This window comes from Roseibium sp., assembly GCF_965276855.1.
Taxonomy (GTDB): domain Bacteria; phylum Pseudomonadota; class Alphaproteobacteria; order Rhizobiales; family Stappiaceae; genus Roseibium.
Map to the genome: position 1 here is coordinate 4,044,938 of NZ_OZ255700.1, position 26,444 is coordinate 4,071,381.

At 55.1% G+C, this 26,444-nt stretch carries 18 protein-coding genes and 1 pseudogene; 6 read left to right on the plus strand and 13 right to left on the minus strand.

The genetic code is table 11. From position 1 onward, the window contains the following. Nucleotides 1–172: 172 nt before the first annotated feature. Both ACQY4Z_RS18660 and clpS read left to right on the plus strand, forming a co-directional pair. Nucleotides 173–1,810, plus strand: coding sequence for a methyl-accepting chemotaxis protein (locus ACQY4Z_RS18660; protein WP_428523778.1), 1,638 nt, complete (start codon nt 173–175; stop codon nt 1,808–1,810). 292 nt (nt 1,811–2,102) lie between these two features. Then, entirely contained in the window at nt 2,103–2,405 is a 303-nt protein-coding gene (gene clpS / locus ACQY4Z_RS18665) for an ATP-dependent Clp protease adapter ClpS (RefSeq protein ID WP_428523780.1), read from the plus strand. Nucleotides 2,406–2,499: 94 nt separating this feature from the next. Here clpS and ACQY4Z_RS18670 read toward each other — a convergent pair whose 3' ends face one another. Beyond that, nucleotides 2,500–3,972, minus strand: a complete 1,473-nt coding sequence (locus tag ACQY4Z_RS18670) for a hypothetical protein (protein WP_428523782.1) — start codon at nt 3,970–3,972, stop codon at nt 2,500–2,502. A 212-nt stretch (nt 3,973–4,184) separates the two neighbouring features. Continuing rightward, nucleotides 4,185–5,345 carry a trypsin-like peptidase domain-containing protein gene (locus tag ACQY4Z_RS18675; protein ID WP_428523784.1) on the minus strand — a complete coding sequence of 387 codons (1,161 nt, stop codon included), beginning with the start codon at nt 5,343–5,345 and terminating at the stop codon, nt 4,185–4,187. 485 nt (nt 5,346–5,830) lie between these two features. Between ACQY4Z_RS18675 and ACQY4Z_RS18680 the strand changes: the two genes are divergently transcribed. Then, nucleotides 5,831–6,040 carry a cold-shock protein gene (locus ACQY4Z_RS18680; protein WP_428523786.1) on the plus strand — a complete coding sequence of 70 codons (210 nt, stop codon included), beginning with the start codon at nt 5,831–5,833 and terminating at the stop codon, nt 6,038–6,040. A 1,203-nt stretch (nt 6,041–7,243) separates the two neighbouring features. On the opposite strand, the gene ACQY4Z_RS18685 is transcribed toward ACQY4Z_RS18680, so the two are convergent. The 7 genes and pseudogenes from ACQY4Z_RS18685 to ACQY4Z_RS18715 form a co-directional block, all read right to left on the minus strand. Beyond that, entirely contained in the window at nt 7,244–8,476 is a 1,233-nt protein-coding gene (locus ACQY4Z_RS18685; protein ID WP_428523788.1) for a PD-(D/E)XK nuclease family protein, read from the minus strand. Between the two features lie 144 nt (nt 8,477–8,620). Next, nucleotides 8,621–11,878 carry an excinuclease ABC subunit UvrB gene (uvrB, locus tag ACQY4Z_RS18690; RefSeq protein WP_428523790.1) on the minus strand — a complete coding sequence of 1,086 codons (3,258 nt, stop codon included), beginning with the start codon at nt 11,876–11,878 and terminating at the stop codon, nt 8,621–8,623. A 113-nt stretch (nt 11,879–11,991) separates the two neighbouring features. Then, a pseudogene (gene betC / locus ACQY4Z_RS18695) lies at nt 11,992–13,508 on the minus strand (choline-sulfatase). A 338-nt stretch (nt 13,509–13,846) separates the two neighbouring features. Then, nucleotides 13,847–15,826, minus strand: coding sequence for a DUF2272 domain-containing protein (locus ACQY4Z_RS18700; protein ID WP_428523792.1), 1,980 nt, complete (start codon nt 15,824–15,826; stop codon nt 13,847–13,849). A gap of 54 nt (nt 15,827–15,880) precedes the next feature. Then, nucleotides 15,881–16,954 carry a hypothetical protein gene (locus ACQY4Z_RS18705; RefSeq protein ID WP_428523794.1) on the minus strand — a complete coding sequence of 358 codons (1,074 nt, stop codon included), beginning with the start codon at nt 16,952–16,954 and terminating at the stop codon, nt 15,881–15,883. Between the two features lie 214 nt (nt 16,955–17,168). Next, nucleotides 17,169–19,631, minus strand: coding sequence for a methyl-accepting chemotaxis protein (locus tag ACQY4Z_RS18710; RefSeq protein WP_428523796.1), 2,463 nt, complete (start codon nt 19,629–19,631; stop codon nt 17,169–17,171). 137 nt (nt 19,632–19,768) lie between these two features. After that, complete coding sequence (locus ACQY4Z_RS18715) at nt 19,769–20,068, minus strand: SelT/SelW/SelH family protein (protein ID WP_428523798.1); 300 nt, start codon at nt 20,066–20,068, stop codon at nt 19,769–19,771. A 42-nt stretch (nt 20,069–20,110) separates the two neighbouring features. On the opposite strand from ACQY4Z_RS18715, the gene ACQY4Z_RS18720 reads away from it, so the two are divergent. Continuing rightward, nucleotides 20,111–21,028 carry a choline/ethanolamine kinase family protein gene (locus ACQY4Z_RS18720; protein ID WP_428523800.1) on the plus strand — a complete coding sequence of 306 codons (918 nt, stop codon included), beginning with the start codon at nt 20,111–20,113 and terminating at the stop codon, nt 21,026–21,028. Nucleotides 21,029–21,055: 27 nt separating this feature from the next. On the opposite strand, the gene ACQY4Z_RS18725 is transcribed toward ACQY4Z_RS18720, so the two are convergent. The 4 genes from ACQY4Z_RS18725 to ACQY4Z_RS18740 all read right to left on the minus strand — a co-directional run bounded on the left by ACQY4Z_RS18725 (nt 21,056) and on the right by ACQY4Z_RS18740 (nt 23,597). Next, nucleotides 21,056–22,057 (minus strand): heparan-alpha-glucosaminide N-acetyltransferase, encoded by a 1,002-nt coding sequence (locus ACQY4Z_RS18725; RefSeq protein ID WP_428523802.1) that lies wholly within the window; start codon nt 22,055–22,057, stop codon nt 21,056–21,058. An 83-nt stretch (nt 22,058–22,140) separates the two neighbouring features. After that, nucleotides 22,141–22,266, minus strand: coding sequence for a hypothetical protein (locus ACQY4Z_RS18730; protein ID WP_008188643.1), 126 nt, complete (start codon nt 22,264–22,266; stop codon nt 22,141–22,143). Between the two features lie 196 nt (nt 22,267–22,462). Beyond that, on the minus strand, nt 22,463–22,933 hold the full coding sequence (locus ACQY4Z_RS18735) for a DUF3775 domain-containing protein (RefSeq protein ID WP_428523804.1): 471 nt from the start codon (nt 22,931–22,933) through the stop codon (nt 22,463–22,465). 454 nt (nt 22,934–23,387) lie between these two features. Beyond that, nucleotides 23,388–23,597, minus strand: a complete 210-nt coding sequence (locus ACQY4Z_RS18740; RefSeq protein WP_428523806.1) for a hypothetical protein — start codon at nt 23,595–23,597, stop codon at nt 23,388–23,390. Between the two features lie 305 nt (nt 23,598–23,902). Between ACQY4Z_RS18740 and ACQY4Z_RS18745 the strand changes: the two genes are divergently transcribed. Further along, entirely contained in the window at nt 23,903–25,030 is a 1,128-nt protein-coding gene (locus ACQY4Z_RS18745; RefSeq protein WP_428523808.1) for a hypothetical protein, read from the plus strand. Between the two features lie 151 nt (nt 25,031–25,181). Then, nucleotides 25,182–26,381, plus strand: a complete 1,200-nt coding sequence (locus ACQY4Z_RS18750) for a pyridoxal phosphate-dependent aminotransferase (RefSeq protein WP_428523810.1) — start codon at nt 25,182–25,184, stop codon at nt 26,379–26,381. The last annotated feature ends 63 nt before the right edge of the window (nt 26,382–26,444 follow it).

Genomic DNA, 26,444 nt, shown 5'->3' on the forward strand with positions numbered 1-26,444 from the left:
TTTTAGTCGTTATCTTTTTCTTTAGAAACTTTGAACTTCTATGATAAACATTGCATATATTCCCAATATTCGTGGTTCTTTTGTTTTGAGTGTCGAGTTTTTGCCAACGCTCGATTAAGAGAAAATTTGCAGTCTGCCATTATATCTTTCCCGAACCTTATGGGGGAAGATTATGAAGTTCTGGCAATCAGTGAAATTCACCACGACAGTGCCAATCGTGGCGGTTGTAGCGGTCGCGTTCGTCGCCTTCGCTTACATCACATCGTCACAGCGTGTGGCAGGTGTACAGCAGGCGTTTGAACAACAAATCAGCATGAGCGCCAATTTGACAAATCAGGCTTTGGGCAATGCGATTTGGGACTTTGACCAGGATCTCGCCAATACGCTTCTTGCGCCCTTCCTCGACAATCCAAACTTTTCTTGGGCTGTTGTTCAAGAGAAAAACGGTGATGTCTTTGCGTCCCTGGTTCGCGATGAAGCAGGAAGAACAACGGAAGACCTGATCAACCTGATCCCCGAGGGCATGCGCGGTGAAGATGCCGCAGCGACGACGACATTTTTCTCGAACGCCACTTACGAGATTGGCATCAAACCCATCACCCGTGAGGATGGTGACTCCTTTGAAACACTGGGAATGATGTACGTCGCGTTTGATATTTCTGCGATCAACACTGCACGTAGCGAAGCGTTGATGACCGCATTGGTCATAACGGTTATTGCAATCTTTGCAGTATCCCTCGTTTTGGTTGCTTTGATCCGCCGGATTACCGGTCAGATCGGCACACTTTCAGACACCATGGGAACGCTCTCGAACGGCAACTATGATATCGCCATCCCCTATGTTGAGCGGGTTGACGAGATGGGGCAGATGGCCAGAACCGTTGAGATTTTCCGAGACAACGGTCTCCGGCAGCGTGAGCTCGAAGAAGAGCAGCAGCAGAACATCGAGAACGAGCGCCGCCGCCAGACAGCGCTTGAAGAGATGATCTCCAGCTTCCGGGATGATAGCCAGCGTCTGCTGCAGCCTGTCTCTCAGTCGACTGACAGCATGGCCAACATCTCAGCGGTGTTGATGGATCTTTCCACCACGAATACCGAGCGCACCGCTTCTGTGGCCGCGGCGACCGAACAGGCTTATGCAAGCGTTCAAACCGTTGCCTCCGCGTCCGAGGAGCTGTCCGCTTCCATCGGTGAGATCTCCCGCCAGATTGGTGAGACCAGCGAAGTCGTGTCGACTGCCAACGACAAGGCCACGTCCGCAAACGAACAGGTTGCAAGTCTCGCTGCGTCAGCACAGAAGATCGGCGCTGTTCTGCAGTTGATCCAAGAGATTGCCGAACAGACAAACCTCTTGGCTTTGAACGCGACCATCGAGGCAGCACGTGCAGGTGAGGCTGGAAAAGGCTTTGCAGTGGTTGCCGCCGAGGTGAAGGAATTGGCGACGCAGACCTCGAAGGCGACGGAAGAAATCTCAGCGCAGATCAATGCCATCCAAGGCGCATCGGCAGACTCTGTGGCGGCGATCGAAGAGATTGCAACCATTATGGAACGTGTGAACGAGTTCACCAACTCCATCACCGAAGCGCTGGAGCAGCAAGGATCTGCAACTGCAGAGATTAGCAGCTCGATCCAGGAAGTGGCCTCCGGTACCCGGGAGATCAGCGAGAATATGACCGGTGTGAAGGCCGCTGTTGACGACACCACCCAGTCAGCCGGTGAAGTCTCCGTCACTTCTTCTGAAGTCGCGGACAACACGCGCCAATTGGCAACGCGGATTGACGATTTCCTGAACACCGTCGCGGCTGCATAAACTCAACGTCCCCAATGGTTCAGTTGATGGAGCCCCACACGGTCTGTGTGGGGCTCTTTTCATTTCCGGTGTATGTTGGCTCAGCTTCACAATTGTTTTTTGCAGGTACTGTTCTATAGTGCGACTACAGCAGAAATCCTGAGCGTCCATTTTGTGTGAAACGCGGTGTGTTCCGTACGCTGCACTTTCAGCTGAAGTTTGCCCGTGCACGCGAGCGAGACTATCGGCTCCGCCAAACACCGGCTTAACTATCAAGAGCAGCGGTTGCGGACACTATCCAAAAGGTAATTTCATGAGTGATTCTGATGTGAAATTACGCCTTAGCAAGCGAACCAAGACTGAGAAGCCGAAGCTCTATAAAGTGGTGTTGCTGAATGACGACTACACCCCACGCGAGTTTGTCGTGCTCATCTTGAAAGGTGAATTCCGGTTGGACAGCGCCCAGGCAGAAGTCGTGATGATGACGGCTCACCAAAAGGGCGCATGTGTTGTCTCTGTCTATCCGAAGGATGTGGCTGAGACAAAAGCCACCCGTGCAATCGACGCTGCAGGCCGTCTTGGGTATCCCCTGCAGTTCAATGTTGAACCCGAATGAAGCTTTGAAATCTACTGCCTGGAGTAGCTGAGCTTGATATTCCAGATACGAAAAACCCGGCGCTGAGCCGGGTTTTCTTTTTCCAGATTGCGTGTCAGTCCCGAAGTTTGACGACCTTATCGTTGCCGCCAGACGGACCATCATCCTCCGGGGTTTCGTCGTCCGGCTCGTCGACGTCTTCCAAGAGGTCGTCATCATCGTTGGAAACGGTCAGCGGGTCGGTGATGCCAAGTTCGGCTGCCGGGTCGAAACCTTCCGTCAGCCCGAGTTCTTCGGCCGGGCCCCGGCCTTCCATCGCCATCTGGTAGTTTGCGATCACCGTCTTCAGCTGAGCGATCTGTTCATTCGCCGTATCAACCTGGATCTTGTACCGCTGCAAACGTTTGTTCTCATCGACCAGATCTTCAAGATTGTCGGCGAATTTCTGGTTCTGGTTCCGCTGGTGGTTCAAATCGGTGAGTGCGGAGTTGTAGCGCAAGTTGACCTCCCGCAGCTTGGCAGTTGTTGCCATAAGCTCGTTGCGGTCTTTTTCGTGGTTTTTCTGAGCACTGTCGAGAAGGTGCTCGATCTCCTGCATCCGCTTGACGAGTTCGCGGTTCCGCTCCTTGATGGTCGAATTCTCGCGGGCCATTTCCTGCAAGGATTGGGCGCCAATCCGGCGCTGTGAGGAGAGGTTCTCGATCTCGGCGTTCAGTGCGTAAACTTCGTTGTCGTGTTTGCGCTGTTCTTCTTCCAAACGGGACTTGGCGTAGACAAGCTCCTGATTGGCGACATCAAGGTGCGACTTCAGATCGATATTGTCGTTCCGGAAGTCGATCAGTTCGCGTTTTGCGGATTCCAGCTCGCTCGAAGCCTGGTTGTTCTTGCGGACTTCCTCTTCCAAAAGCGCAGCGCTCTCAGAGAGGTTCTGCTGAAGTTCCTTCTCGCGGTGTTTGACAGCCTCAAGATCCGAACTCAGGCTTTCTGCATGCTTCTCCAGAGTCTCAAATTTGGCTTTGAGATCGTTCAGCTTGCCGGTCAGATCCGCAATTTGCGCATTGGCATCCACCAGCTTAGCGCTCTGATGACGGTACTCGTCATTGATCTTCTTATTGTTGTCCCGGATCGTGACAATGTCGTTCCGAGCCGTTTCCAGCGCGGTGCGTGTTTCTGTTGAGCGCTTGCGCAGCGAATGGACTTCAGCCTGTGCATCCTCGAGCTGCGTGGTGAGTGTTTTCACCTTGTGCTCAGCGTCCAGCAGGTCGGTCGAGATTTTGGCGTTTTCGGATTTCAGCCGGACCTCGGTCTCAACGCTGGCGCGTGAGCTCTCGATGTATTCAGCCATCATGCGGATGCTGGTCTGGCTTTCGGCAGCGAAGGCAGCCATCTGGTCAAAGGTCTGGGTGAGCCCGCCGACACGGCCTTTCAGGCCATCCAGCTGGTTCATCTTTTCCTGCATTCTCAAGGCGAACGGCGACAGCTGTTCCACGTTGGAAGACGTGTCCTGCTCCGGTGTTTGCTCCGTTACGGTCTCGATCTTCTGGTCCAGGCCTTCGCCGGGGCGCGAGGATTTCGAGAAAATGCCCATTCCGTGCTCCTGAAGTTCCGCGAACGTTATCGGTCTCGCGGGATACGCAATACATTAAGCCTTTTTTAACCCAAATGGAGGGGCCGTACAACGACTCAGACGGTGCCAATCACACTACACTGGGCAATGTTACTGCAAAAAGTACCATATCCCACGCATTTGAGGCAAAATGTCCGGATGGTTAACGCACGCAGTTCTGCGGTTTTACATTCCTAGGCCGTGTCAATGTAGTAAGCGATGCCTTCGTAAGTCAGGAGGCCCACGGTCTGCAGTTCGGTCTTCTCCGCTTCAGAAGCTGTGTAGAAGTGCGTGCCAGTTGTGCCGTTGAAGAAGCGGTAAAGCGCAGCATTGCTCCCATTGTCACTCGCATAGGCATTGTATGCGATACCTTCGTAGTTGAAGTCGGGAGAGTTGTTGGTGAGATTGGCGCGCTCATCTTCGCTGGTGGTATAAAGGTGCGTGCCTGTCGCCGTGTTGTACAAACGATAGACACTGACCAGATCGGAAAGATTTGCGGTTGAGCTGGCTGACTTGAAGGCAATTCCTTCGTAATTCATCGAGCCAGATGCGGCAATAATTGTGTCGCGCTCGTTTGAACTCGCAGTGTAGAAGTGCGTCCCGGTATCTGTGTTGTAAAATCTGTAAATCGCGTCCTCGACTGTAGTCACGACCGGCGTCGTTGTGGTCGTGGTCGTTGTTGTTTCGATGTAGACGTCGTTGCTGGCGATGTTGGATGTCAGCCAGGATTCATGTCCGGCGACCGACGCCGCGGCCGCGCTGGTCGAAACAATGCCGACAACACTGACGTCGTTGCCGCTGCCAGTAAAGATCGGGCCGCCACTGTTGCCTGAATTGATTTCCAGGAAACTGGTGTCGACATAATTATCGACGACATCCTTGTAGGCATAGCCGCTGTCGAAGGTCAGGTTGTTGCCGTAGCGCCCCGGAAATCCGAGAACGCTGACATCGCCGCCCGTGAAGCTGTAGTTTATCCCGAACCAGCCATATGTGTCTCCCGCTGCTTCGCTGAGTGAGAGGAGGGCGATATCTCGTTCTGCGCCGCCAAGGGTAAAGGCGCGGTTGTCGCCGCTGTAGATCAGCCCGTCATTGTCTGGGTCAAAATCGGTGTAATAATTGTAGTAGGCAGGCATGTAGAACGTCGGATTGGAATCGTCGGGGTCAAAAGAAAAATAGATCTTCACTTCGTCCGCCAATCCACCGAGCGTCGCGTCGTAGATCGAGTGGCTGGCGGTGAGAACGTCATTGCGGCCGACCAAAACGCCGGAGCTGACAAAAGACTGGCTGCCCCAGGTCGCGACAATATAGGCAACGGCCTGGCCTGGATAACTATCGTCGTTCGCTTCAAATGACATGTCTTGGTCCGGTTAGGTCTTCTGATCGGTCGGGTTGCATCGTAGTCTCAACCCGGCAGCGCGTCTTTTCTTCCCCGTGGGGTCGGTGTGCCCGCGCTTTTGTATCTTTTGTACTGATAATAGCGCGGGTGTTAACAATCGCTGTAATCTGAAACACAGTTTTTATGTTGCGTGATGGTTCCAAAATCCGCCGCTAATCTTTCAACGGGTTGATTGCGAACCAATACCCACTAGGTGGGCAATTGGCTTCGGCGGTGGGCGAGCCGCTGCGAAGGAATCTTCTGATATAAATCGCAGCCCCAATCATTTTGCCTTTAACAGGCCGCATTTCTTCAGTATACGCAAGTCATCGATATTGCTGACGAACTTTGTACGCGCGCGGGCGACCGCGCAAAGAACGATCTTCCCTCTCAACGTCGACTTCACGCATGGATCGCAAACTGCGGACCTTGCATCACTCTATGACCGATTGAAAGGACATCGTTATGACCATCGGTACCGTTAAATTCTTCAACACCACCAAAGGCTACGGCTTCATTCAGCCGGAAGACGGCGGCAACGACGTGTTCGTCCACATCTCCGCTGTTGAGCGCGCTGGCATGGCAACTTTGAACGAAGGTGACAAGGTCAGCTTCGAAGTTGTTCAGGACCGCCGTTCCGGCAAGTCCGCAGCCGACAACCTGTCTGCTGCCTGATAAGTTCTGATTGGGCGGCGCGGCCACGGATCCCGCGGCGCGACCCCGATTAAGACCCTTTAAGGCCGGAGCTTTGTTGCTCCGGCCTTTTTGTATGCCGATCGCTCAAGGTGAATGTCGCGTGGGGCCTTCGGGTTTTTCCGAAATAGCCAGCTCACGGAAAGCGCTGCTGCCCCGGACCCGATCCGGGGCCTTCATTGACGTGAGACCGGTCCCGGCGCGAAGGCCGGGACGCCAAACATCAGAAAACGCCAGCACAAAAGCCGCCGCAAGGATTTCCTCCGGCGTTTTGCTCAAGATACCTCCCGTTGGTCACAGGAGTGGCGGGGCGCGTCAGGCCTTGCCTGCGCAGCAGATGTAAAAATACGTTTCTTCGGCAAAAGCGCGATGCGCCCCGCCCGGGCCTTCAAGAGGATCCGGCTTGCTCTTCAACGGGCCAGCGGGAGATTTGTCTTGTGTTCTCGTATCAGGAAAACACCCGCCCTCCACAGTCGCCGGCGTTGTTCAAGGCGCTGCGGCAACTGCCTGCCGCCGTCTCGCCCGGATCCTTGTCCGGTGCATGGATCGTTACCCCGCCGCCCCAGACCAGCCCGGCCTGCTCCCTTCCAAGGGACGGTCCCCCGGAAAGCCCATGTGAGCAGGCACGGGAGAAGTATATGGGCAGGGGGCGGGGGCGTGGACAAGATTTCTGAGTGTCAGGAAGTGCAAGCCTCGCCGTCCCGGACTTGATCCGGGACCTGTTTCACCAGCGTTGGTCTCTGACATGGGGAGCTTTTCCACGACCCGATGCGGAGTAACCTTCTCCCTGGTCCCGGCGCGGAGGCCGGGACAGCGTTGAAGGCACTTCCTCACCCCGGACCTGATCCGGGGTCTACTCGTTTACAGAGCGAATGGGAAACGGCACCGAGTTGCCCCACCCTCTACCGTCATCCCGCAGCTGATGCGGGATCCATTGGTCCCCGAGGGCTGGGAAAGGGACGCAGCACAGCGTGGCGGTTTAGCCGCGCGCTCAAACAGGTCTCTGGCCAATGCCGAGCGGTGGATTGGATCCCCGCGCAAGGCGGGGATGACCACTGTAGGGGAGGCATACAGTGATGTTGCCCTTAGCAACACTGTGTCGTTTGGAATTTCAACGGAGTGGATTCCATAGTTGAGCCAGGACTGACGTAGAATAGAGCAGGGCAGTATCGCACTCGACCGGCCCTACTTGTTTCCAGAGCCGGACACTCCTTTGTCTGTATTGCCGCGCCTTCTGTTCAAGACGTCTTCAATGCAGTCGCTTTTCTTTTCTATCCAAGGTTTCCAAAATTCCTTGATTTCTTCGGTGAATTTTTTTCTATTTCTTTCTAGGTCTTCATCGGCCTCTACGTCCAAGTCTGGAGCTCTTATCTTCACTTTTTGTGTCTTAATTCTTGGCCAGCCCGTTTTACTTTGTACGTCGAGCTCCTCCGCAAGGGTTTTGTCCGTGAAGCTTGTTTTGCTGCCTATCGACGCATTCGCAAGAACCAATTCGAGCACAAGCTCGTCTTTTGCGTTAAATGAGACCTCGAACAATATTGCCTTATCTTTCCAGGCACCGGTCTTGGGTGTCTGTTCTGCTGAAAAACACCAACTAAGGGGCCGGAATCTAAATATTTTTGTATTGTCGGAAACAATTTCTGTCTCCGAGACGCTGGTTTCTAGGGCCTCTCTCAATATCGCAAATATCTGGGAGTGCTTGGAAGGAATGTTTTGAATAATGAAATCAAACGCCTTCTTGTGTCTTTTATAAAGTTTTAATGCGTTTTTTGCTTCTTCTGAAGTTTTCAATATGTGTTCCTCGATAAATGATTTGTAGTGGTCTAAGAAGTATTTGAAGTCTTCAGAAAATTCTGCTTGAGATTTTTCTTGTGCGGTTTCAATCATCTTCATGATATTACGATAACTGACACTGTCCCATTTTTTGCGATCACTTTCGTTGTTGGGCAGGTCGCCTTCCGGAGTAAGGAAAACATACTTCTTGCAATAACCAGGGTATTTATCTTTGATGTATCTGTAGTAATGATCTAGCTGATCTTCGCTTTCACCTGAAAATATTTTATTTTCGATGCAGACGCAGAATTTCTCAACATCATTGTAAATTCTGATGTCCATGCGTCGACCTTCAGTCGTGGTTACTTCTGTTTCACAGTAAGTTGCTGAAAGGTTCTTTGGCACCTTTTTATTATCAAAAATTCCCTCGAAAAACTTTCGCAAAAACAAGTCACCCTGTTTGTGGCTCTCCTGTGGATCGAGCAAAAAACAGAGCGTTTTCGAGTGTTTAATTTCCTGGGTCTGCATACCCGACGCAGTAAAAAAATTAAATTTATTTATGTTCTTTTCGAAGTCTGTCAAAGCTCCGTCATTCTGTAATTTGTCCAGTCGGTCCTGTATTTCCTCATCCAAACTCTTGCTCATTCCGATCACCATCGAACTTCGACCCCCACCGATTTTCCATACCGTTCCTTACGGCTGGTCGGCATTTTGATATTCGACTTATATCGATATTTGTTACAATAAATGTAATCAAAAGCTGTGGTGTTTGGTCTACTTTCGCTCTCATCACCGCCCCGGCCGCCCGCTCTTCTTCGGCCGGCCGCGGCGTTTTTTCTCGTCCACCGGATCCTCATAGGACCCGACCCCGATCTTTCCACGAGGGGTGTGGTGCGGGGCATCTTCGGCCTGGATGATGGGCGCTGGTTTCTGCGGGAGCGGGCCTCTGGGCATCGGCACTTCGGTCCGCGCGTTGGTCATTTCGTCCAGGGTTGGCTTGCGGGGTCTGCTTGATCCGCTCACCCTCGTACCGGCCTGACGGCCTGAGCTCCGCGAGGGCGCGCCATCAGGCGCGGCGCCTGTTCGGCTTGCGGGCCCCTGGCCCGAATTCTTTTCCCTTGCTGCTTTGGCCCGGTCCTTCGCCGTTTCCTTCTTCTTGCCGCTCGCGCCTTCCTTGGTGCCGCCGGCGCCGAATTTCTTGTCGCCCTTGTAGCCGCCGGTGGCCCCGGCCACGTCCGATTGCCGGGCCATGGCGTCGTCGGCGACGGCCAGTTCGGTTTCCTGCAGGCGCTTGATTTCGTCGCGCAGGCGGGCCGCGGTCTCGAAGTCGAGATCGGCGGCGGCATCGCGCATCTGTTTTTCCAGATCGGAGATGTGCGCTGCCAGATTGTGGCCGACCAGCGAGCCTTCCTCGGCGAACCCAGCATCGACGGTAACGTGGTCCTGCTCGTAGACGCTTTCCAGAATGTCGCCGATGGAACGCTTGACGCTTTCCGGCGTGATGCCGTGCTCGGCGTTGTAGGCCAGCTGCTTGTCGCGGCGGCGGTTGGTCTCCGCGATCGCCCGCTCCATGGAGCCGGTCATCTGGTCGGCGTAGAGGATCACCTTGCCGTCGACGTTCCGCGCCGCGCGGCCGATGGTCTGGATCAGCGAGGTTTCGGAGCGCAGGAAGCCCTCCTTGTCCGCATCGAGGATCGCGACCAGCGCGCACTCGGGAATGTCGAGGCCCTCACGCAACAGGTTGATGCCGACCAGCACGTCGAACGCGCCAAGGCGCAGATCCCGGATAATCTCGATCCGCTCCAGCGTGTCGATGTCGGAGTGCATGTAGCGCACACGCACGCCGTTTTCGTGCAGATATTCGGTGAGATCCTCAGCCATGCGCTTGGTGAGGGTGGTGACCAGCGTGCGGTAGCCTTTTTGGGCGACCTCGCGCACCTCGCCCAGAAGGTCGTCGACCTGGGAGGAGGCGGGGCGGATGTCGATCACCGGATCGACCAGGCCAGTCGGGCGGATGACCTGTTCGGCGAAGACGCCGCCGGCCTCTTCCATTTCCCACGAGCCCGGGGTGGCCGAGACCGCAACGGACTGCGGCCGCATGGCGTTCCATTCCTCAAAGCGCAGCGGCCGGTTGTCCATGCAGGACGGAAGGCGGAAACCGTATTCGGCGAGCGTCGCCTTACGGCGGAAGTCGCCCCGGTACATGGCGCCGATCTGCGGAATGGTCACATGGCTCTCGTCGGCGAAGACGAGGGCGTTGTCGGGCAGATATTCGAACAGGGTGGGGGGCGGCTCGCCCGGCTTGCGGCCGGTGAGGTAGCGCGAATAGTTCTCGATCCCGGCGCAGGAGCCGGTCGCCTCCAGCATTTCCAGATCGAACATCGTGCGCTGTTCCAGCCGCTGGGCTTCCAGCAGGCGGCCATGGGCATTCAGTTCTTCCAGACGGCCCTTCAACTCGGTCTTGATGGACTTGATGGCCTGCTGCAGCGTTGGTTTCGGCGTCACATAGTGCGAGTTGGCGTAGATCTTCACCGACTTCATGTCGCCGGATTTCTTGCCGGTGAGCGGGTCGAACTCTGTGATCTGCTCGATCTCGTCGCCGAACAGGGAAATCCGCCACGCCCGGTCCTCATAGTGCGCCGGGAACAGTTCGATCGTATCACCACGCACCCGGAACGTTCCGCGCTGGAAGGCGGCGTCGTTGCGCTTGTATTGCAGGGCGACCAGATCGGCGATCAGCTGGCGCTGGTCGATGCGCTCGCCCACCTCGATGGCAAAGGTCATCGCCGTATAGGTCTCGACCGATCCGATACCGTAGATGCAGGAGACGGAGGCCACGATGATGACGTCGTCGCGCTCCAGCAAGGCGCGGGTCGCCGAGTGACGCATCCGGTCGATCTGCTCGTTGATCGAGCTTTCCTTCTCGATATAGGTGTCCGTGCGCGGGACGTAGGCCTCCGGCTGGTAATAGTCGTAGTAGGAGACGAAATACTCGACCGCGTTGTCCGGGAAGAAGCTCTTGAACTCGCCGTAGAGCTGGGCCGCCAGCGTCTTGTTGGGAGCCAGGATCAGCGCCGGGCGCTGTGTGCGCTGGATGACCTGCGCCATGGTGTAGGTCTTGCCGGAGCCGGTGACGCCGAGCAACACCTGGGTCTGCTCGCCGCCATCAACACCCTCCACCAGTTCGGCAATGGCGGTTGGCTGGTCGCCCTTCGGCTCATACTCGGAGGCCAGATTGATCGGCACGCCGCCTTCGGATTTTGCCGGGCGCTCGGGCCGGTGCGGTACCCACAGTTCGCCGTTCTTGTGCAGCGGGTTGCCGCTTTCGATCAGCGCCGACAGGGCCTCGACGGTCGCGGTCGCGCCCTGATTGCCGCCGAGCTCGCCATAGCGGCCATCAGCGGCGGATTTTTTCTTCTTGTTGTCCTTCTTGTGCTGCTTGAGCTTGGCTTCGAGCTCCTCGGCCTCCTCCAGTGACATGTCCATGCCCGCGACAGGATTGAGACCCCCGGCAGCCCGTTCACGCGCCGTGTCCGCCTTGCCCATCGACGTACCGCGTGCGGATTTGGTAGGTTTTTCCTTTTTTGCGCTCACGGCCCGACGCGCTTTAGCGCTGGCCTGCGCGGGCGCGTCCTGACCGGACGACGGCCCGTCGGCCTTGCCTTCGCTTGGCTCAGGATATGTCCCACGTGCTTTCGCGCCCTTGGGAGACAGCTTGGCCTTGCGGCCTTCCTCGACATTGGCGGCAACAGACCCGTCGCCTCCGGCCCGCTCGCGCTCCTTCGCGGAAGTCCGGGCCGTGCGCTTGGACGATCCCGGCGCGCCCGGTGCCAGCTCTGCGAGCTTCGACGGATCCTTGATCCTGGATTTGGAGGGGGGCGCCGGCTTCTCCGCTTCCTCGGCGATTTCCGCGGCCCAGTCGGATATGGAGCCGGAGAGGGGCGCGCCAGACAGCGGCTTCTGCGGCGTTTCGCCGAAACCGTCCGGCGTTTGCTGGGCAGGCGTTTTCGGATCTTCAGCGGAGGATTTCGGGGGGCGTTTGCTCATGGGCTGCAATATGGTCCGACTCCCCGCCCGAGAAAACCCCTCCGTTGCGGCTTTGTTCCAGTTTCTCAGACTTCTTGCCAGTCTCCTGACAGGAGGGTGTCAGGAGGTCATTCTCACTCGCCCCTTGGATAGCGCTGGCCTTCCTCGACTTCGTTGAGGTCCATGTGGTTGCGCATGTAGCGTTCTGAGGCTTTTTGGAGGGGCTGGTAGTCCCAGGGGAAATAGGCGCCGTTGCGCAGGGCTTCATAGACGATCCAGCGGCGGGCCTGCGATTGGCGGACTTCGCCGTCAAAGGCGGGCATGTCCCATGTTTCCGAGACCTTTTTGGCATAAGTTTTGGCCGTTTCGGTATGGGCGGGATCGTTTGCAAGATTGGTCAGTTCTTTCGGATCGTCCGCAAGGTTGAACAGCTGGGGCGGGTCGAGTTCGCAATGGATGTATTTCCAGTCCCCCTCCCGGATGCCGACCAGAGGCGCGTAAGAGGCTTCTGCGGCATATTCCATGAGGACCGGTTCGGCCCGGGCTACGCCCTTGGAAAGAGGAACGAGGCTGGTGCCGTCCGTCCAGGGCATGATCTCGCTCATGTCGATGCCGGCCAGATCGCAGACCGTCGGCAGGACATCGAGGGTGCTGACCGGTGCCGTTTCCAGATGGGGCGACAGGTCCTTGTCGCAGATCATCAAGGGCACGCGGGATGAGCCTTCGAAGAAGGTCATCTTGAACCACAGGCCGCGCTCGCCGAGCATATCGCCGTGATCGGAAACGAAAAGGATCGTGGTGTCGTCCGCCAGATCCATGGCGTCGAGGGCTGCCAGGATTTCGCCGATCTTGTCATCAGATAAGAGATGTTGGCGTAATAGGCGCGGCGCGAGCGGCGGATGTCGTCTTCGGTGATGTCAAAGCTGCGCCAGTCATTGGCATCGAAGATCCGTTTGGAATGCGGATCGTGATCCTCATAAGCCTTGGCTGGAACCTCCGGCAACAGGTGATCGCAGTCCTCGTAAAGATCCCAGTATTTCTTGCGGGCGACATAAGGGTCATGCGGATGGGTGAAACTGACCGTCAGGCAGAACGGGCGGTCGTATTTGCCGCGTCCGTAATCGTAGATCTTGCGGACTGCCTGGAAGGCAACGTCGTCGTCATATTCCATCTGGTTGGAGATTTCCGCAACGCCGGCCCCGGTGACGGAGCCCATGTTGTGATACCACCAGTCGATCCGCTCTCCCGGCTTGCGGTAGTCCGGTGTCCAGCCGAAATCGGCCGGGTAGATGTCGGTGGTCAGGCGCTCCTCGAAGCCGTGCATTTGGTCGGGTCCGACGAAGTGCATCTTGCCCGACAGGCATGTCGTGTAGCCCGCCCGCCGCAGATGGTGCGCATAGGTCGGAATGTCCGATGCAAACTCGGCAGCGTTGTCATAAACGCCGGTCCTGCGCGGCAGCTGACCGGACATGAAACTGGCCCGCCCCGGCGCGCACAGCGGAGAGGCTGTGTAACTGTTTTGAAACCGGATAGAGCGCTGGGCGAGTGCCTTCAGATTTGGAGCGTGCAGGAAATCCGCCGGGCCGTCCGGAAACAAGGTGCCATTCAGCTGATCGACCATCAGGATAAGAATGTTCTTTTTAGCGGTCATGCTGCGGCTCCCAAGACGTGACAATACATCCGTCAGCTTGTCACGTGTTTGCGGCGTTTGGATAATGAAAAGCGGCTCGTTTTGGCCTGCGTAAGACACAAAACCCAGGGGAACCTGCGTTCAGCACTTCAGATCGGGTTTGGGGCCACTGGCACTTGATGCGGATGGCCAGCCGGTCTGAGCGCGAGTTCAGGACAGGATCGGGGCCAGAGCCGATGCGGTGTTGGGCAGCGGCGACGTCCTTTAAGAAATGGTGGACGCGACTGCTGGCGGTGCTGAGCTCGCTGGTTGCGTGATCGGCGGTTGCTTTGACTTGTTTGGCAGATTGGCCGAATGAGTTAGTTTGGCAGTCTTCTTTTCATCACTACAAACCAAGCGTGGGATGTATCAATCAGTTTTCCGGTTAAAGGGTCGGTTCTGAGGGTTTTCTTTGTTACGGAATCCAATACGTTGGCACCTATTACATCGATTTCACCAGCGCGTTTGGCAACTACAATGTCTGCATGAGATTTATAGGCGCCGGTTTTTTTATACCAGTTTCGAGCATCCTGTAGGCTGAATTGTCCGCTGGTACCGCGAGCATAACCAACAATGTCTCCCACTTCAGGGGCAACTTCATCAATGACATAACCCGCATACATCGTCGACGTCTGGGGATCGTTCCGCGCTTTGACTGACGCTCGAATATAGACTGAGTGACTTTGTGCGAACGGCAACGCGTCAAAGGGAATACCTGCTTTATGAAAAATGCCGGAGAGCCCAACTGCTGACCACGCATACAAGGATACACCTGAGGCCTCCTTGATACGTTTGATCATATGCTGCCGATTAGCCGGATTCGGATCCTTTACTGCCGCCTTATAGTAGTTGTCATAAACATATTCGGCATATCCTGGGCTGCGCTCAGTCTGGCCTATGTTCTTGGTGTTGGTTATCGTGTTCCATGTCGACTTGCCCCAATGTTCCCATTCCCGTGTTGCGGATCGCACAATCGCGTCAACTGTTCTTGGGTGTGAAACAACTGTAGTGCCTGGGGTGAATTCTTCGGTTCCTATCTTCCACCCTTCAAACCTTTTTATTCCTTGGCATAATGCTTCGAATTTGTCTGGTGAAACAGTTCCTATGACCTGTGCTAAAGATATTCCTGTAAGATTGGAGAGGAAATCTGCATATTGATGCGGTTGGTTATTGTCCGCTTCTGGAGCATATCTACGCATGGCCTCGAGCAATGACAGATTGCGGTAGCTGTTACCTGAGAGAAGGGTCTGGAGTGCCTTGTAGCCAACGTCTTCATAAGGAAAGATGGCGAATTTGGTTCCGTTCCCTATTGCGCCATTGTTATTGGCAAAGGTGCTTTTCGTTATGTTGCCAGGATTATTATACCGCCAAGAGACGCTGCCACCCTTCTTCAACAATATTGATCCGTCTGGTGCTTCGTATCGAATTTGTTTGCCGGCAATTTCTGTCGCTGATGTGTAATCAGATTGACTATCTGATTTCTGTAAATGTTCCTGAGCAAACTTGATCAGGTTGGCGTCGCTGGTCTTTATGAAATCCGAGACCTCATCCAGCGATGTTTGAAGTGCTTTGGCGGTTGCTTCTATTGCTTGATGACCTGTCTTGCCGCCGAGGAGATTTGCGAAATCTGTAATCGGAAGAGCAGAGTCTAATCCCTCGGACTGAAGATCAGATACGTCTACAGTGGACAGCACATCAGTTACCAATGCATTTGTCGATCTTATGCATAATGTGGCCGCGGTTGCCCCGATCATGTGTGCCAAAGCCAATTGTACGGCCTGCGGTTGATTGCCAAGCAGATCTGCGAGTTTCGATTGTACAACATGAGTTCGTGAAGCAAATACCCAGCATTGAGCAATCCAGCTTGCGCGACTCGCTGATGAGAAGTCGATATTAAACTCGTGATTGCGTCGGAACGCTTCCCATTCCGCATCGGTAAAGCCAAATGGCCCATGCCGTTGAGTTCCAGACGGACCGTCAGTGACATTGGTGCGCATTTGAGCAACAGCCATCATATAATGAGCGCTGATACCAAATGTTTTTGCTGACACCACGCACTCCATTGCAAACAATGACTTGTTAAGTGGCCCAAGGACATCAGAATTTGGATCGACAGATTTTCGGCTGACCCAACCCGTTGGGTTTGGGGAAAGTCCTGTATGCAGGAGTTCAATATTTATCCAAGCTGATGATGATGTGTCATCGAGTATTTTAACAGGGGTCCCGCCTTCCGCTTGTATGTTCTTGGTTTTTCCAAAAGGAGCGTCTCTCAGCGTACGTGTCGTAATCATTACCGGCATTACAAGTCTCCCGAAGTAATATTAAAGGCAGTAATTTTCCTCGGAATAAGTGTTTTATGTTGCAAGTTGTCCAAGTTGGAATGCGCTGTTGTGCTCGCCATTGTTGCATACCGGGTGCAGTGCCACTGCTTCCCTTAGTTTGATCAGATCGTCATTTCCTTTCAGGCCTGTTTGGGCAATATCCGGCCTGGGTGAACCGGTTCCATTAAAAAACTCGACTAATGCGGCTCGGGTCGCTGCCCCCCATACGCCATCTGTTTCTACACAAAGAGCTGCCTGAAAACTGACGACCACTTCTTTAGTCAAGCTGGCTTCAAATGAGGTGAGTTGAAGACCATTGCCACCGGTTTTCCCAGGCGAAGGTTGGTTCGGTGTGTTCAGAACGTCAAAAGAAGATTGTAAAAACTGCTCCACAGCGGGTAAGGCATCTGCTGTTGGAGCCGAAGTCACCAATACATTCACTTCCCCATCATTTGTCTGGGGAATTCCCGCAACATTTGCTACGTGTTTACTCAACATAGCTTCAATTGTTGGCGGTTGGCATAGCGATAAGTAAGCCTGAATTTGGCGGTAAGCCACTGCAGGTGAATTGATTTGAGCCTTGATATTTTCAGCTCCCCGCCGATATGCAATCCGTGTCTGTTTCACGAAAGATAGCGTTGCTGAAGGCGGTAGCTCGTAAAGGTATGTTCCTGCAACAATATCGACAAGTTCGGAAGTGATCCCAAATGCTTGCGCAACGATCGTCATCGAAAGTGTGGAGGCATTTGTTATTGCCAGAATTGCGTTGGTAGTTCTGTTGAAAGAATTAAGACCGCTTTTAAGAGCATTCTTTTGGCGGTTTAGATGAAATAACTTGTCAAAATAGGTTGCGCATTGATCGTCGACGAAATTGAAACCTGCGACAGTCGCAAGGTAATAGTCATTGCTTGACCCGTTGGAAATCGCAGCATCTCGTTTCAGTGCATCAATGATAGCTTTGGCGTCAGAACTTGACTTGATTATCTCATTTTTGTCGATCACAGGAGCCACCGACATGCGCATCGGTCCATTTTCTCCTACGCAACTGGCCAACATGAACATCAAAAAAATTGAAACGGAAAATCTTGCAAAATTCGAACCGCGCATTTCCAGCCCATCCACATCGAAACATCGCCGTTAATACTTTATTAACGACATTTCCCTGTCAATACGGTTGAATGCGCGTTCTAATACACCTAAAAGTAGTTTATTGAACGCGTTGGTCTAAAAGGAATTCTATGCAATCCGATTTTGTTGTTGAGATCATGCAATCTTAGTGAGTAACCAGAAAATACAACCTCGTTTTAAATCTTTACCCTCCCTAAGCGGCAGCGACGTCCTTCAGGAACCTGTCGATCCGTTGGGTGACACCATCCAGTTCCCGTGTGGCCTCATCCGCGATGGATTCAACCTGTGCGGCGGACTGGCTGGTTTCACCGGAGCCGCGGGAGAGATCTCCGATTGTTTCGGAAACGCTGGCCGTTTGACCGGCTGCCTGTGTCACACCGGAAGAGATCTCGGAGGTGGCGCCAGCCTGCTGCTCGACGGATGCCGCCATTGCAGCTGCGGTTTCGTTGACCTCGTCCATCATGGTCATGATTTCCGTAATCGCTGCCACGACAGCTTCAGTGGATCCTTGGATTTCCGAGACCTGACCGGAAATCTCATCGGTTGCCTTCGACGTCTGCGTCGCCAGTTCCTTGACTTCCGCTGCGACCACGGCAAAGCCTTTGCCTGCATCGCCGGCGCGTGCGGCTTCGATTGTTGCGTTGAGAGCTAGAAGGTTGGTTTGTTCGGCAATGTCCTGAATGAGCTGGATCACGGCACCGATCCGTTCAGCAGCGGCTGACAGTCCCTTGATCTGATCATTGGACGTCCGGGTCGCTTGGGTCACGTCTTCAACGCGGCCGAGCGTAGCGTTGACTTGCCGCCCGGCTTCCTGAACGGAGGCTGAAAGTTCCTCCGTTGCAGCCGCAATCGTCTGGACGTTGTCGCTTGCCTGGCTTGAGGCATGGCTGACGTTTTCGCTTTTGTCCGTTGTCGAGCGGGCAATTCCAGTTAGATGTTCGGCAGTGTCTTCAAGCTGCCGCATGTTGCCATTGACGGAGGTCAGGGCGGCTTCAATATCAGCTCTGAACTCGGTAACCAGTGCATCGACAGCCTGCTGGCGTTTGAGCGCGGTTTCCGCATCGCGTTGGGTCTGTTGCTCCAGTTCGACACGCTCCACTTCGCGATCCCGGAAGGTGCCGACCGCGCGGGCCATGTCTCCGATTTCATCCTTACGGCTATCGGCGGTCAAGTTGAGGTCGGTTTGACCCTCTTGCAGTTGCCGCATGGCGTTGGTGAGGGATCGGAGCGGACGAATGATCGCGCCTGACAAGAGAACGACAAAACCAACACCAATGACCAATGCGACCAGCAGGGCGATAGAAATCTGCGTTCGGGCAGTGGCTGCTGAGGAGACGGCCGTCAGACCCGCGGCACGGCTGATGGTGCTTGCCTGTTCGCTCAATGCCGAAGCTGCGGTTGCAAATTGGGCTTGCCCGGTCTTCTGTGCATCGCTGTTCGTAACGACATCAGCAAAGGTTGCGCGCAGGACCGGCAGCGCTTCACCACCGGCCGTGACAAGCGTGTTCAAAGGACCGTTCAAAAGATCCAGAAAGGCCTTGTCAGACGTGGATTGAAGGGATGACTGGCGAATGCCTTCCAGAGCGTCCAGCTGGGTTTCGGTTTCGCCGAGATAGGTCTGAAAGGCGGCACTCGAAGCTTCTGAGGACGTGGTCAGGTACTCTGCATAGGCGCTGCGCACGCCAAGGACATTGCGGGCCACGCCTTGTGTAAAATTGGACAGGAGCGCGATGTCTGCGGTCGCTTTGTCGAACCCGCGCAATTCCGCCGTCAGCTCCTCAATTGGCGCTTCGGCTTCTGCAATGATCGTTGTAGTAAGGCCGACGAGTTGTTCTACAGCCGGTTGGAAGGTTTCGGACCAAACCGCAGCGGTCCCGTCGCTGGCACCGGCCTTCAGGTGCGCTTTGATTTGTTTTTCAAACGCTTTACCCGCCTTGGTGAGATCCTTGACAGAGGCTCTGAGCGTTTTTGTCTTCACGGTACGCCGGACAGCCTTGGCGTCCTTGTCCAGCGCCTTGACACGCTCAGAAAGCGCTTTGGCGTTTGCCTTGTCCGGTGCGTTGACAAAGGCTTTGGTTTCCTGCTCCAGAACGATCGCGGCGATCCGCATGTCTGCAAGACGCGGGGCGACCTTGGAAAGGTTGTTCATCTTGCCTTCGTTGTTGAGGGCAAGACCAAGACGGTAAGCTTCCAAGGCCTTGTACTGTTCAAACACCTCGTTGGTCGTTTCAACCAGGCCAGATGTCAAACCATCAAGATTTGAAATCGCTTCATCACGGGCACTTCGGGTGTTTTTCAGATTGCGGAAGCTTACTTCTAGCTCCCTAACAGCCAGGGTCAGCTGCTGTGCGGCCTCTGGTTTGTTCCGGGCCAGTTCATCGCTGCTTGCAGATAATGTGTTGATGCTCGTTTCAACCACACTGGCGGTCTGCTCAGTGCCGTCGCGCCCGAACGCTTCGGCACCTGCAAGCAGTGGCGGGATATCTCCCAGAAGATCACTTGCCGCCTTTGAGGTTGTGACGGACTCTTGAACCTGGCTCGCGGCGAGGTATCCGCCGGCACCGACCCCGACGGAGCACAAGAGCATTGCGCCAAAGCCGATCTGAAGTTGTGTTTTGATCGGCCAGTTCAAGAACGACATATTTGGCAAGCGCATTGGGCGGGCCCCAGTCCAGTCTGAAAACGCCTGCAAGTGTGCCGGAATGGATTTAACAAGATCCGAATTTTAGGCAATTTTGCCGAATATTTTGCGATTTCTGCTTGTCTACGGGTTTCTACCCAGGCGGGAATATCCTACGCGCGACTGCCGGGTGTGTCTGAATGCCCCAGATCCTTGTCCGACCACAGCAAATCGCGAAGCCGTTGTTTCAGGATTTTGGCCTCCGGAAAGCCGCCGTCGGTTTTTCTGTCCCAAACCGGCCTGCCGTCACATGTGATGGTGAAAATCCCGCCTGTGCCGGGAACAAGTGTGACGGCGCCCGCCTCTTCAGAAAAGGTCGACAGGATTTCCTGCGCCATCCACGCCGAGCGGAGCAGCCAATTGCATTGGCGGCAATAGGTGATGATGATATGGGGCGCGGGGATATCCTGCATGGGTCCTCGTTCAATTCTTCGGTCAGACGTCAAAGGCTCTTCTTGCCACATTCCTCCACAATGACACCAGCCGGCCCATCAGTGGTTTTGGAAAAGGTTCTGCACAACAATTCAGATCTCCAGGCTGTTCTTGGAGAAGTGCTGTCTGCAGAGCGGAAGGATGGTCTTAGCAATCAGGTTTTGCGGATCTCGGCTCAGGAGGGCGTGTTCTTTTTGCGTATCGGTCAGGCCGGATCCGAAGCATTGGTGGACCGGTTTGCAGAGGCCCACAATTTGCAATTGGCCGCCGATCTGGGCGTTGCCGTTTCGCCCGTGTACATGGATCCAGACGGCGGGCTATTGCTTACGCGGGCTCTTGAAACCCGCCAATCAGAGAAAAAAGACCTCCCGGACATGCTGGGACAGGAGCTCGCCCGGCTCCATAATTCAAAGCTGAAGTTTGAGGGGGAGATCAATCCGCATACGACCTACGCGGCGCTTCGGAGTCGGATCCCAGAGACGCTTGACAGCTGTCCGGACCTGGCGCGTCAGCTGCCGGGTGAATTTCCAGCAATGCTCCCGGAGCTTGACCGGCTGATGGCGGATGTGGGGTCGCAAAGCCAATCGGTGATGGTGCCGAGCCATGGGGACTTGTCTGAAGGCAACTGCCTGCTGGCTGACAACCGTCTCTGGCTGATCGATTGGGAGTTTTCCGGCATGGCGGACCCTTGCTGGGATCTCGCTTACGCCATTCAGGAAATCGGATTTGACGTGGACGCTGAGCGGCGGTTTTTGACTGCCTACGAATTTTGGCAACATCGGCCCATTGACCGGGCCGCTTTGGAGGTCATGAAAGCGCGGTGTGATGCCATTTCAGCTCTGTGGGCAGTTGTTCAGCTTCTGGACAGGCGCGATCCGGCAACATTTGCACCTTTTGCTCTTGAACGCGCGGCCCGTGCCCTGAAACAGAAGCCGGTATAGCAGACGTATGAAACGCCACAGTACCGTCTAATCGATCGTATCGGTTCCAGGGGCTGCGAGGCAGGCGCTGTAGAGCTGGTTCATGCGTGTTTGCAAATCCGGGTCCTGTGGACTGCTGAGCAGCGGTTCCCAGATGTTTTCCGATTTCAAGCCATCAAGCGTGCAGCGGCATGCGGCAACACAGAGTGCTTCGTTCCCGATGCTTGTCGTGCAGCTTTGCGCGCAATTGGTCTGAAAGCTGCGGCTGGTCCGGTCCATGTTTGGTCCCAGCAATGTCACACTCCAAACCAGACCATAAAGAAGCGGTTGATGCAGAAGGTAGATCGGCAGGGAATGGCGGCCCATCCATTTAAGCGCCCGGCCTGCTAGACCGCCGAATTCCATCTGCTTGAGAGGTGTCATGAGGGCGGACTGGCGAATGGCCTTTGACAGTGCCACACCTAATAGAGTTGCCCCGGTCCACGGCGCGAGCGGGACATAATCGACGCTGGGCATAGCCGGAGTGCCAAGGCCGGTCCAGAGCCACATATCACCATCAAACACACTCGAGGATGCCCAGTGCGGCAGGGCAAGGATGATCGCGCTTGCAACCAGGGCGTAGAGCAGCGGAAGTCGCGTGAAGGGCAGAGCGATCAGACTGGAAACAGCGATGCAATGCAGAATGCCGAAACGGACAAAGCTGTCTCCAAAGGCAAAATAGGTGCCGATCGACACACAGGCTGCGGAAACAGTGATAAGCGCAAAGCGTTTCCAGAAGGAGCGCCAGCGGATCTCTTTGTGATGCGCGAGATCCAGGCTGACCCCGACCAGGATCAGGAAGCTGGCGGCGATCGAGACGGCAAACGCGCGCCAACCAGGAGCCCCTCCGACATCCCAGTCAACGAAGGCAAACCACGAGAGATCCCACGAAAAATGGTAGATCGCCATGGCAACGATTGCCACGCCGCGGGCCAAATCAAGAACGGCAAGGCGGCCTTCGTGCGTCGAGGGCACACCGCTGGATGGACTGTTTATAGAGGGTTGTGTCATGGCTTCCGATCAACGTTCGCCCATGACCAATAAGCTGAAAGTCTGGAGATGCAAGCCGGTCGGTGTGTTCGACCAGGACAGCCCTAGCTGTTGAATGCCATGATCAATGTCGTGACCAGTGCGGCTGCCCCGAAGATAGCCCCAACGAACGGCCAGGGTGACGGTCTTTGTGTCGCAAAGATTTCCTGATTGACCGGATCACGCAGCATTCACACCACCCCTTCGATCACCACAACTGTGCCCGAGGTTGCTGCATAATTTCCGCGGCGAAAAGATGGTAAACGAGATCTAAAGATGTTTTCCCAAGGAAAACGTCAAGCTGTGGACTGCGCGAAAACGATCTGGAAAACGGATTGACTCAAGCCAAGCTGCTGGCGCGCCAAAAGGTTTTTCGGCGGGGAATGCTTACAGGGAAAGGGAATCCAGACCGGCTTCTAGGTGATCTGCGAGCATTGGCATACCGAGGAGATAAGAAGCGGTTGAGCCAACGGCCCGGTCCTTGGCTTCTTGAACGGCTTGCGCGAAGTCTTCTGCCTCGAAATCCCCCCGGCCGATCCAAGTGATGGCGACCAGTTCCGCAGCTTCGTCGACGTTCAGATCTTCCAGCAGCTCACGCAATTCCTCGTTTGAGAGATTGTCGCTTTCTTCTTCCGCCAGACCGTCGTGGCCGTGAGCTTCCTCAAGGGTGTCGGCATCAAACTCGACGTCCCCTTCGTGGCCATCTTCAAAGGTATCGGAAGACGTTTCTGCAACAGCGCGGGCCTTCTGCGCCAGCATCCGTACGGTATCAGCAGAAAGAGAAAGATCGATGTCCATGGCAGCCTCCGAAGAACTGCCTTCTTTATCAATCCACTTTTGCCCGTTGGCAATGGCCATGGCCTAATTTCCTGTTTCTCAAGTATTCCGACAGGAGGTCCTTGTGGCATTGCGCTTGGAACCTCCAGACGAGATGACTGTATCCGGAGGTCCTGTTCATGGCCTTGATCGGGATCAACGCATTGTGGTGTGTCTCGCCGAGACCCAAAAGCTCATTTGCCGGTTTCGGAGTGCAGCGGCTGTGTCAATGCAGGGATAGTGGTGCCCGGTGTTGTCGTGTCTTTTGCTTCAGACCCCGCAATAGCGGCGGCTGCGGTAAGGATTGCAGCCAAAAATATGCCGAGGCAAATAGCCTGCAACAGGGGGCGGGCGTCCTGCAGGTCCCTGGACCTTTTCCGGTTTACCGTCTGAGGTTCGTGATTTTGGATTTGAAAATCAGCTGATTTTGCGTGTGTGTCTGTCATGGCAGCGTGTCTTTTTCTTTGGAATTGGGGGCTGCAAATCGTTAGGTGGCTTATTCCGTAAAGTCGCGGAAAAGGCGGGAGCCGAGCATCCGTGTCAGTTGCGCCATTAAGATCAGCGCCAAAAACGGCAAGGCGGCAGCTGGTTCCGGAACAACGGCCAGCAACGTCAAAAGCACTGTTGCCGATCCGAACAATATCGCCAGTACGGTGACATGGCGGTCTTCGTTATGGCGTTCAGATTTCTGGGTGCGTTCCAACATTCTGGCCTCCGCAGTTTCAACGGGTGCACATTCCAATCAAATTGCGCCGGGAGACCGTCTGCTCTTGGGCTTTGCTGGTGCCATTTCGTGACATTTGTGGGGCGTTGCAAAACACCGGTTTCTTTCGGTTGGATAGCTCCAAAACAAATGAGCAATAAAAGCGCTGTTCTTTCGAAGCAATTGCTGCATAAATTACTGAGGTATATAAATAATGTTAGACTTTATGCGTTCCATTTTATGGTTTGTTTGCACTTTTTTTCGATACTGCGCACAGGGTAGGTAATCGGTAGAGAGTGCAGACGGCTATGGTGGTCAAAGCAGCGCGGAACGCGTTGGCACAAAGCAAGGATGACAAGCCAGCAGAACAAGACCTCGAAACAAAAGTTTCAGAGGAAACACCTGCGCTTGCCTTGGCTGGGCTCCAGTTTTTCGTTGCTGATATTTCTCAGAAAACAATCCTTTGGCATGAGATCGGCAGTCAGAGCTTCCATAGTGAGGTGAAGGACCTGCAGGAAGCGCCGTCGAACCTCGCCTTGCGCAACTTGTCACCGGAAGACAGGAAAACGATCTTGCGCCTGATACAGGGCGCCATCCGCGATGGGGTTGCCGGGCCGTTTGATGTCGGCGGCGGGCCTGATCACCGGATCCCGGGTATCCCGATCGTTGCACACCGCTATGAGCTGATTGACGGACGGATCGTTGTCATCTGTTTCCCATCGATTGGAGAGGACGAAAACCCGGGCCGTATCGTTCTTGGGCTTGCGCCGATCCTGCAGCACTTTGTTGCCTCGTCAAACCGGGTGGTGCTGCTGGTCGACAACTTCGGCTATGTGCGCTTTGCAAGCGACGGCTTTGTCAAAACCTTTCAGATCGAAGACGCCCGGCTGATCATCGGTCGCAACATCGCGCATATTCAAAAACGCGTCGGCCGGACCATCGTTTCCCTGGCGCTGGGCGCATTGACACGCCGGGCGAGTGCATCTGGCCGCGGCAAGTTCCTGCTGGCCTCCAACGATGCCATCGAGCTGACCTATGAAGCCATGCATTTCCGGATCGGGGGAACGGTTGGCGGCGTTCTGTTTTCCGCAGGCCGGATCGGCGGTGATGTCGATTTTCTCAAAGTCTTCGAAATCTGCAGCGCACCAATGCTGGTGATCAACACCAAGTCGAAGATGATCATTGCTGCCAACAAGGCGGCGATGAAGACCTACCACCTGACCAACGAAATCATGGACAGTAAGCCGGTCACGGACATCCTGCTTCACCCGAACAATTACGCGTCCTTGCTCGGTGCGGCACAGTCGGAGACCGAGGTCCCGATGTCGATCCCGGTCAATATCCTGAACGGCCAGACGAAGAAGAAACGCTTCCGCGCAATGCTCATCGACAAGGACAGCAAGGAACCGAAACTCGTTTTGGAAACCCGCAGCTGATCTTTCCCGGCCAGCGATCGCAACAATGGCAGGCGCAATCACGGGCGATCGCCTTTATTTTTGCCAAACCTAGCCTTCATGCCCTTGTCATGATGGCCCAGCGGATCTAGGGTCCGCGCGCTAACTTTCCCGTTTCCCCCTGGAGGACATTATGGGCTTTCTTGCTGACGCATTGGCGCGAGTTCAACCATCTGCGACCATCGCCGTCACCAACAAGGCACGCGAGCTGAAAGCCGCAGGCCGCGATGTGATCGGTCTCGGTGCTGGCGAGCCGGATTTCGACACCCCGGAAAACATCAAGGCGGCTGCCATCAAGGCCATTAACGACGGCAAGACGAAGTACACGGCTGTCGATGGTATTCCGGAGCTGAAGGCTGCGATCGCCGAGAAGTTCAAGCGGGAAAACGGGCTTACTTACGAAACCAACCAGATTACGGTCGGTACCGGCGGCAAGCAGGTGCTCTACAATGCATTGGTCGCGACCATCAATCCGGGCGATGAGGTCATCATCCCAACGCCGTACTGGGTCAGCTATCCGGACATGGTTCTTCTGGCTGGCGGCGAACCGGTCATCGTTGAGGCCGACAAGTCCACCTTCAAGATCACGCCGGAAGCGCTGGATGCTGCCATCACATCGCGTACCAAGTGGCTGATCTTCAACTCGCCGTCCAACCCGTCCGGGGCTGCTTACACGGAAGCCGAACTGAAGGCGCTGTGCGACGTTCTGGTCAAACATCCGCATGTTTGGGTGATGACCGACGACATGTATGAACATCTGGTCTACGACGACTTCAAGTTCACGACGCCGGCCCAGGTCGAGCCGTCGCTTTATGAGCGGACGCTGACTGTCAACGGTGTGTCGAAGGCCTATTCCATGACCGGCTGGCGCATCGGCTATGCCGGTGGTCCGGTGGAGTTGATCAAGGCGATGGCCAAGGTTCAGTCTCAATCCACATCGAACCCGAGCTCGATCGCTCAGTGGGCTGCGGTTGAAGCAATTTCCGGCACTCAGGACTTCATTCCGACCAACAACGAAATCTTTAAAGGTCGGCGCGATCTGGTTGTTTCCATGCTGAACCAGGCAAACGGCATCACCTGCCCGGTTCCGGAAGGCGCGTTTTATGTCTTCCCGTCCTGTGCGGGCACCATCGGCAAGACAGCCCCGTCCGGCAAGGTGATTGAGAATGACGAAGACTTCGTCACCGAGCTCTTGGAAACCGAAGGCGTTGCGGTTGTGCACGGCTCGGCCTTTGGCCTTGGTCCGAATTTCCGGATTTCCTATGCAACCTCAACGGAAGCCCTGGAAGAAGCCTGTACCCGCATTCAGCGCTTCTGCGGCAATCTGAAATAAATTGAGCTGACAATTAGTATCTCAGGGCGGCTCCGGCCGCCCTTTTTGTTTGGCTCACACTGA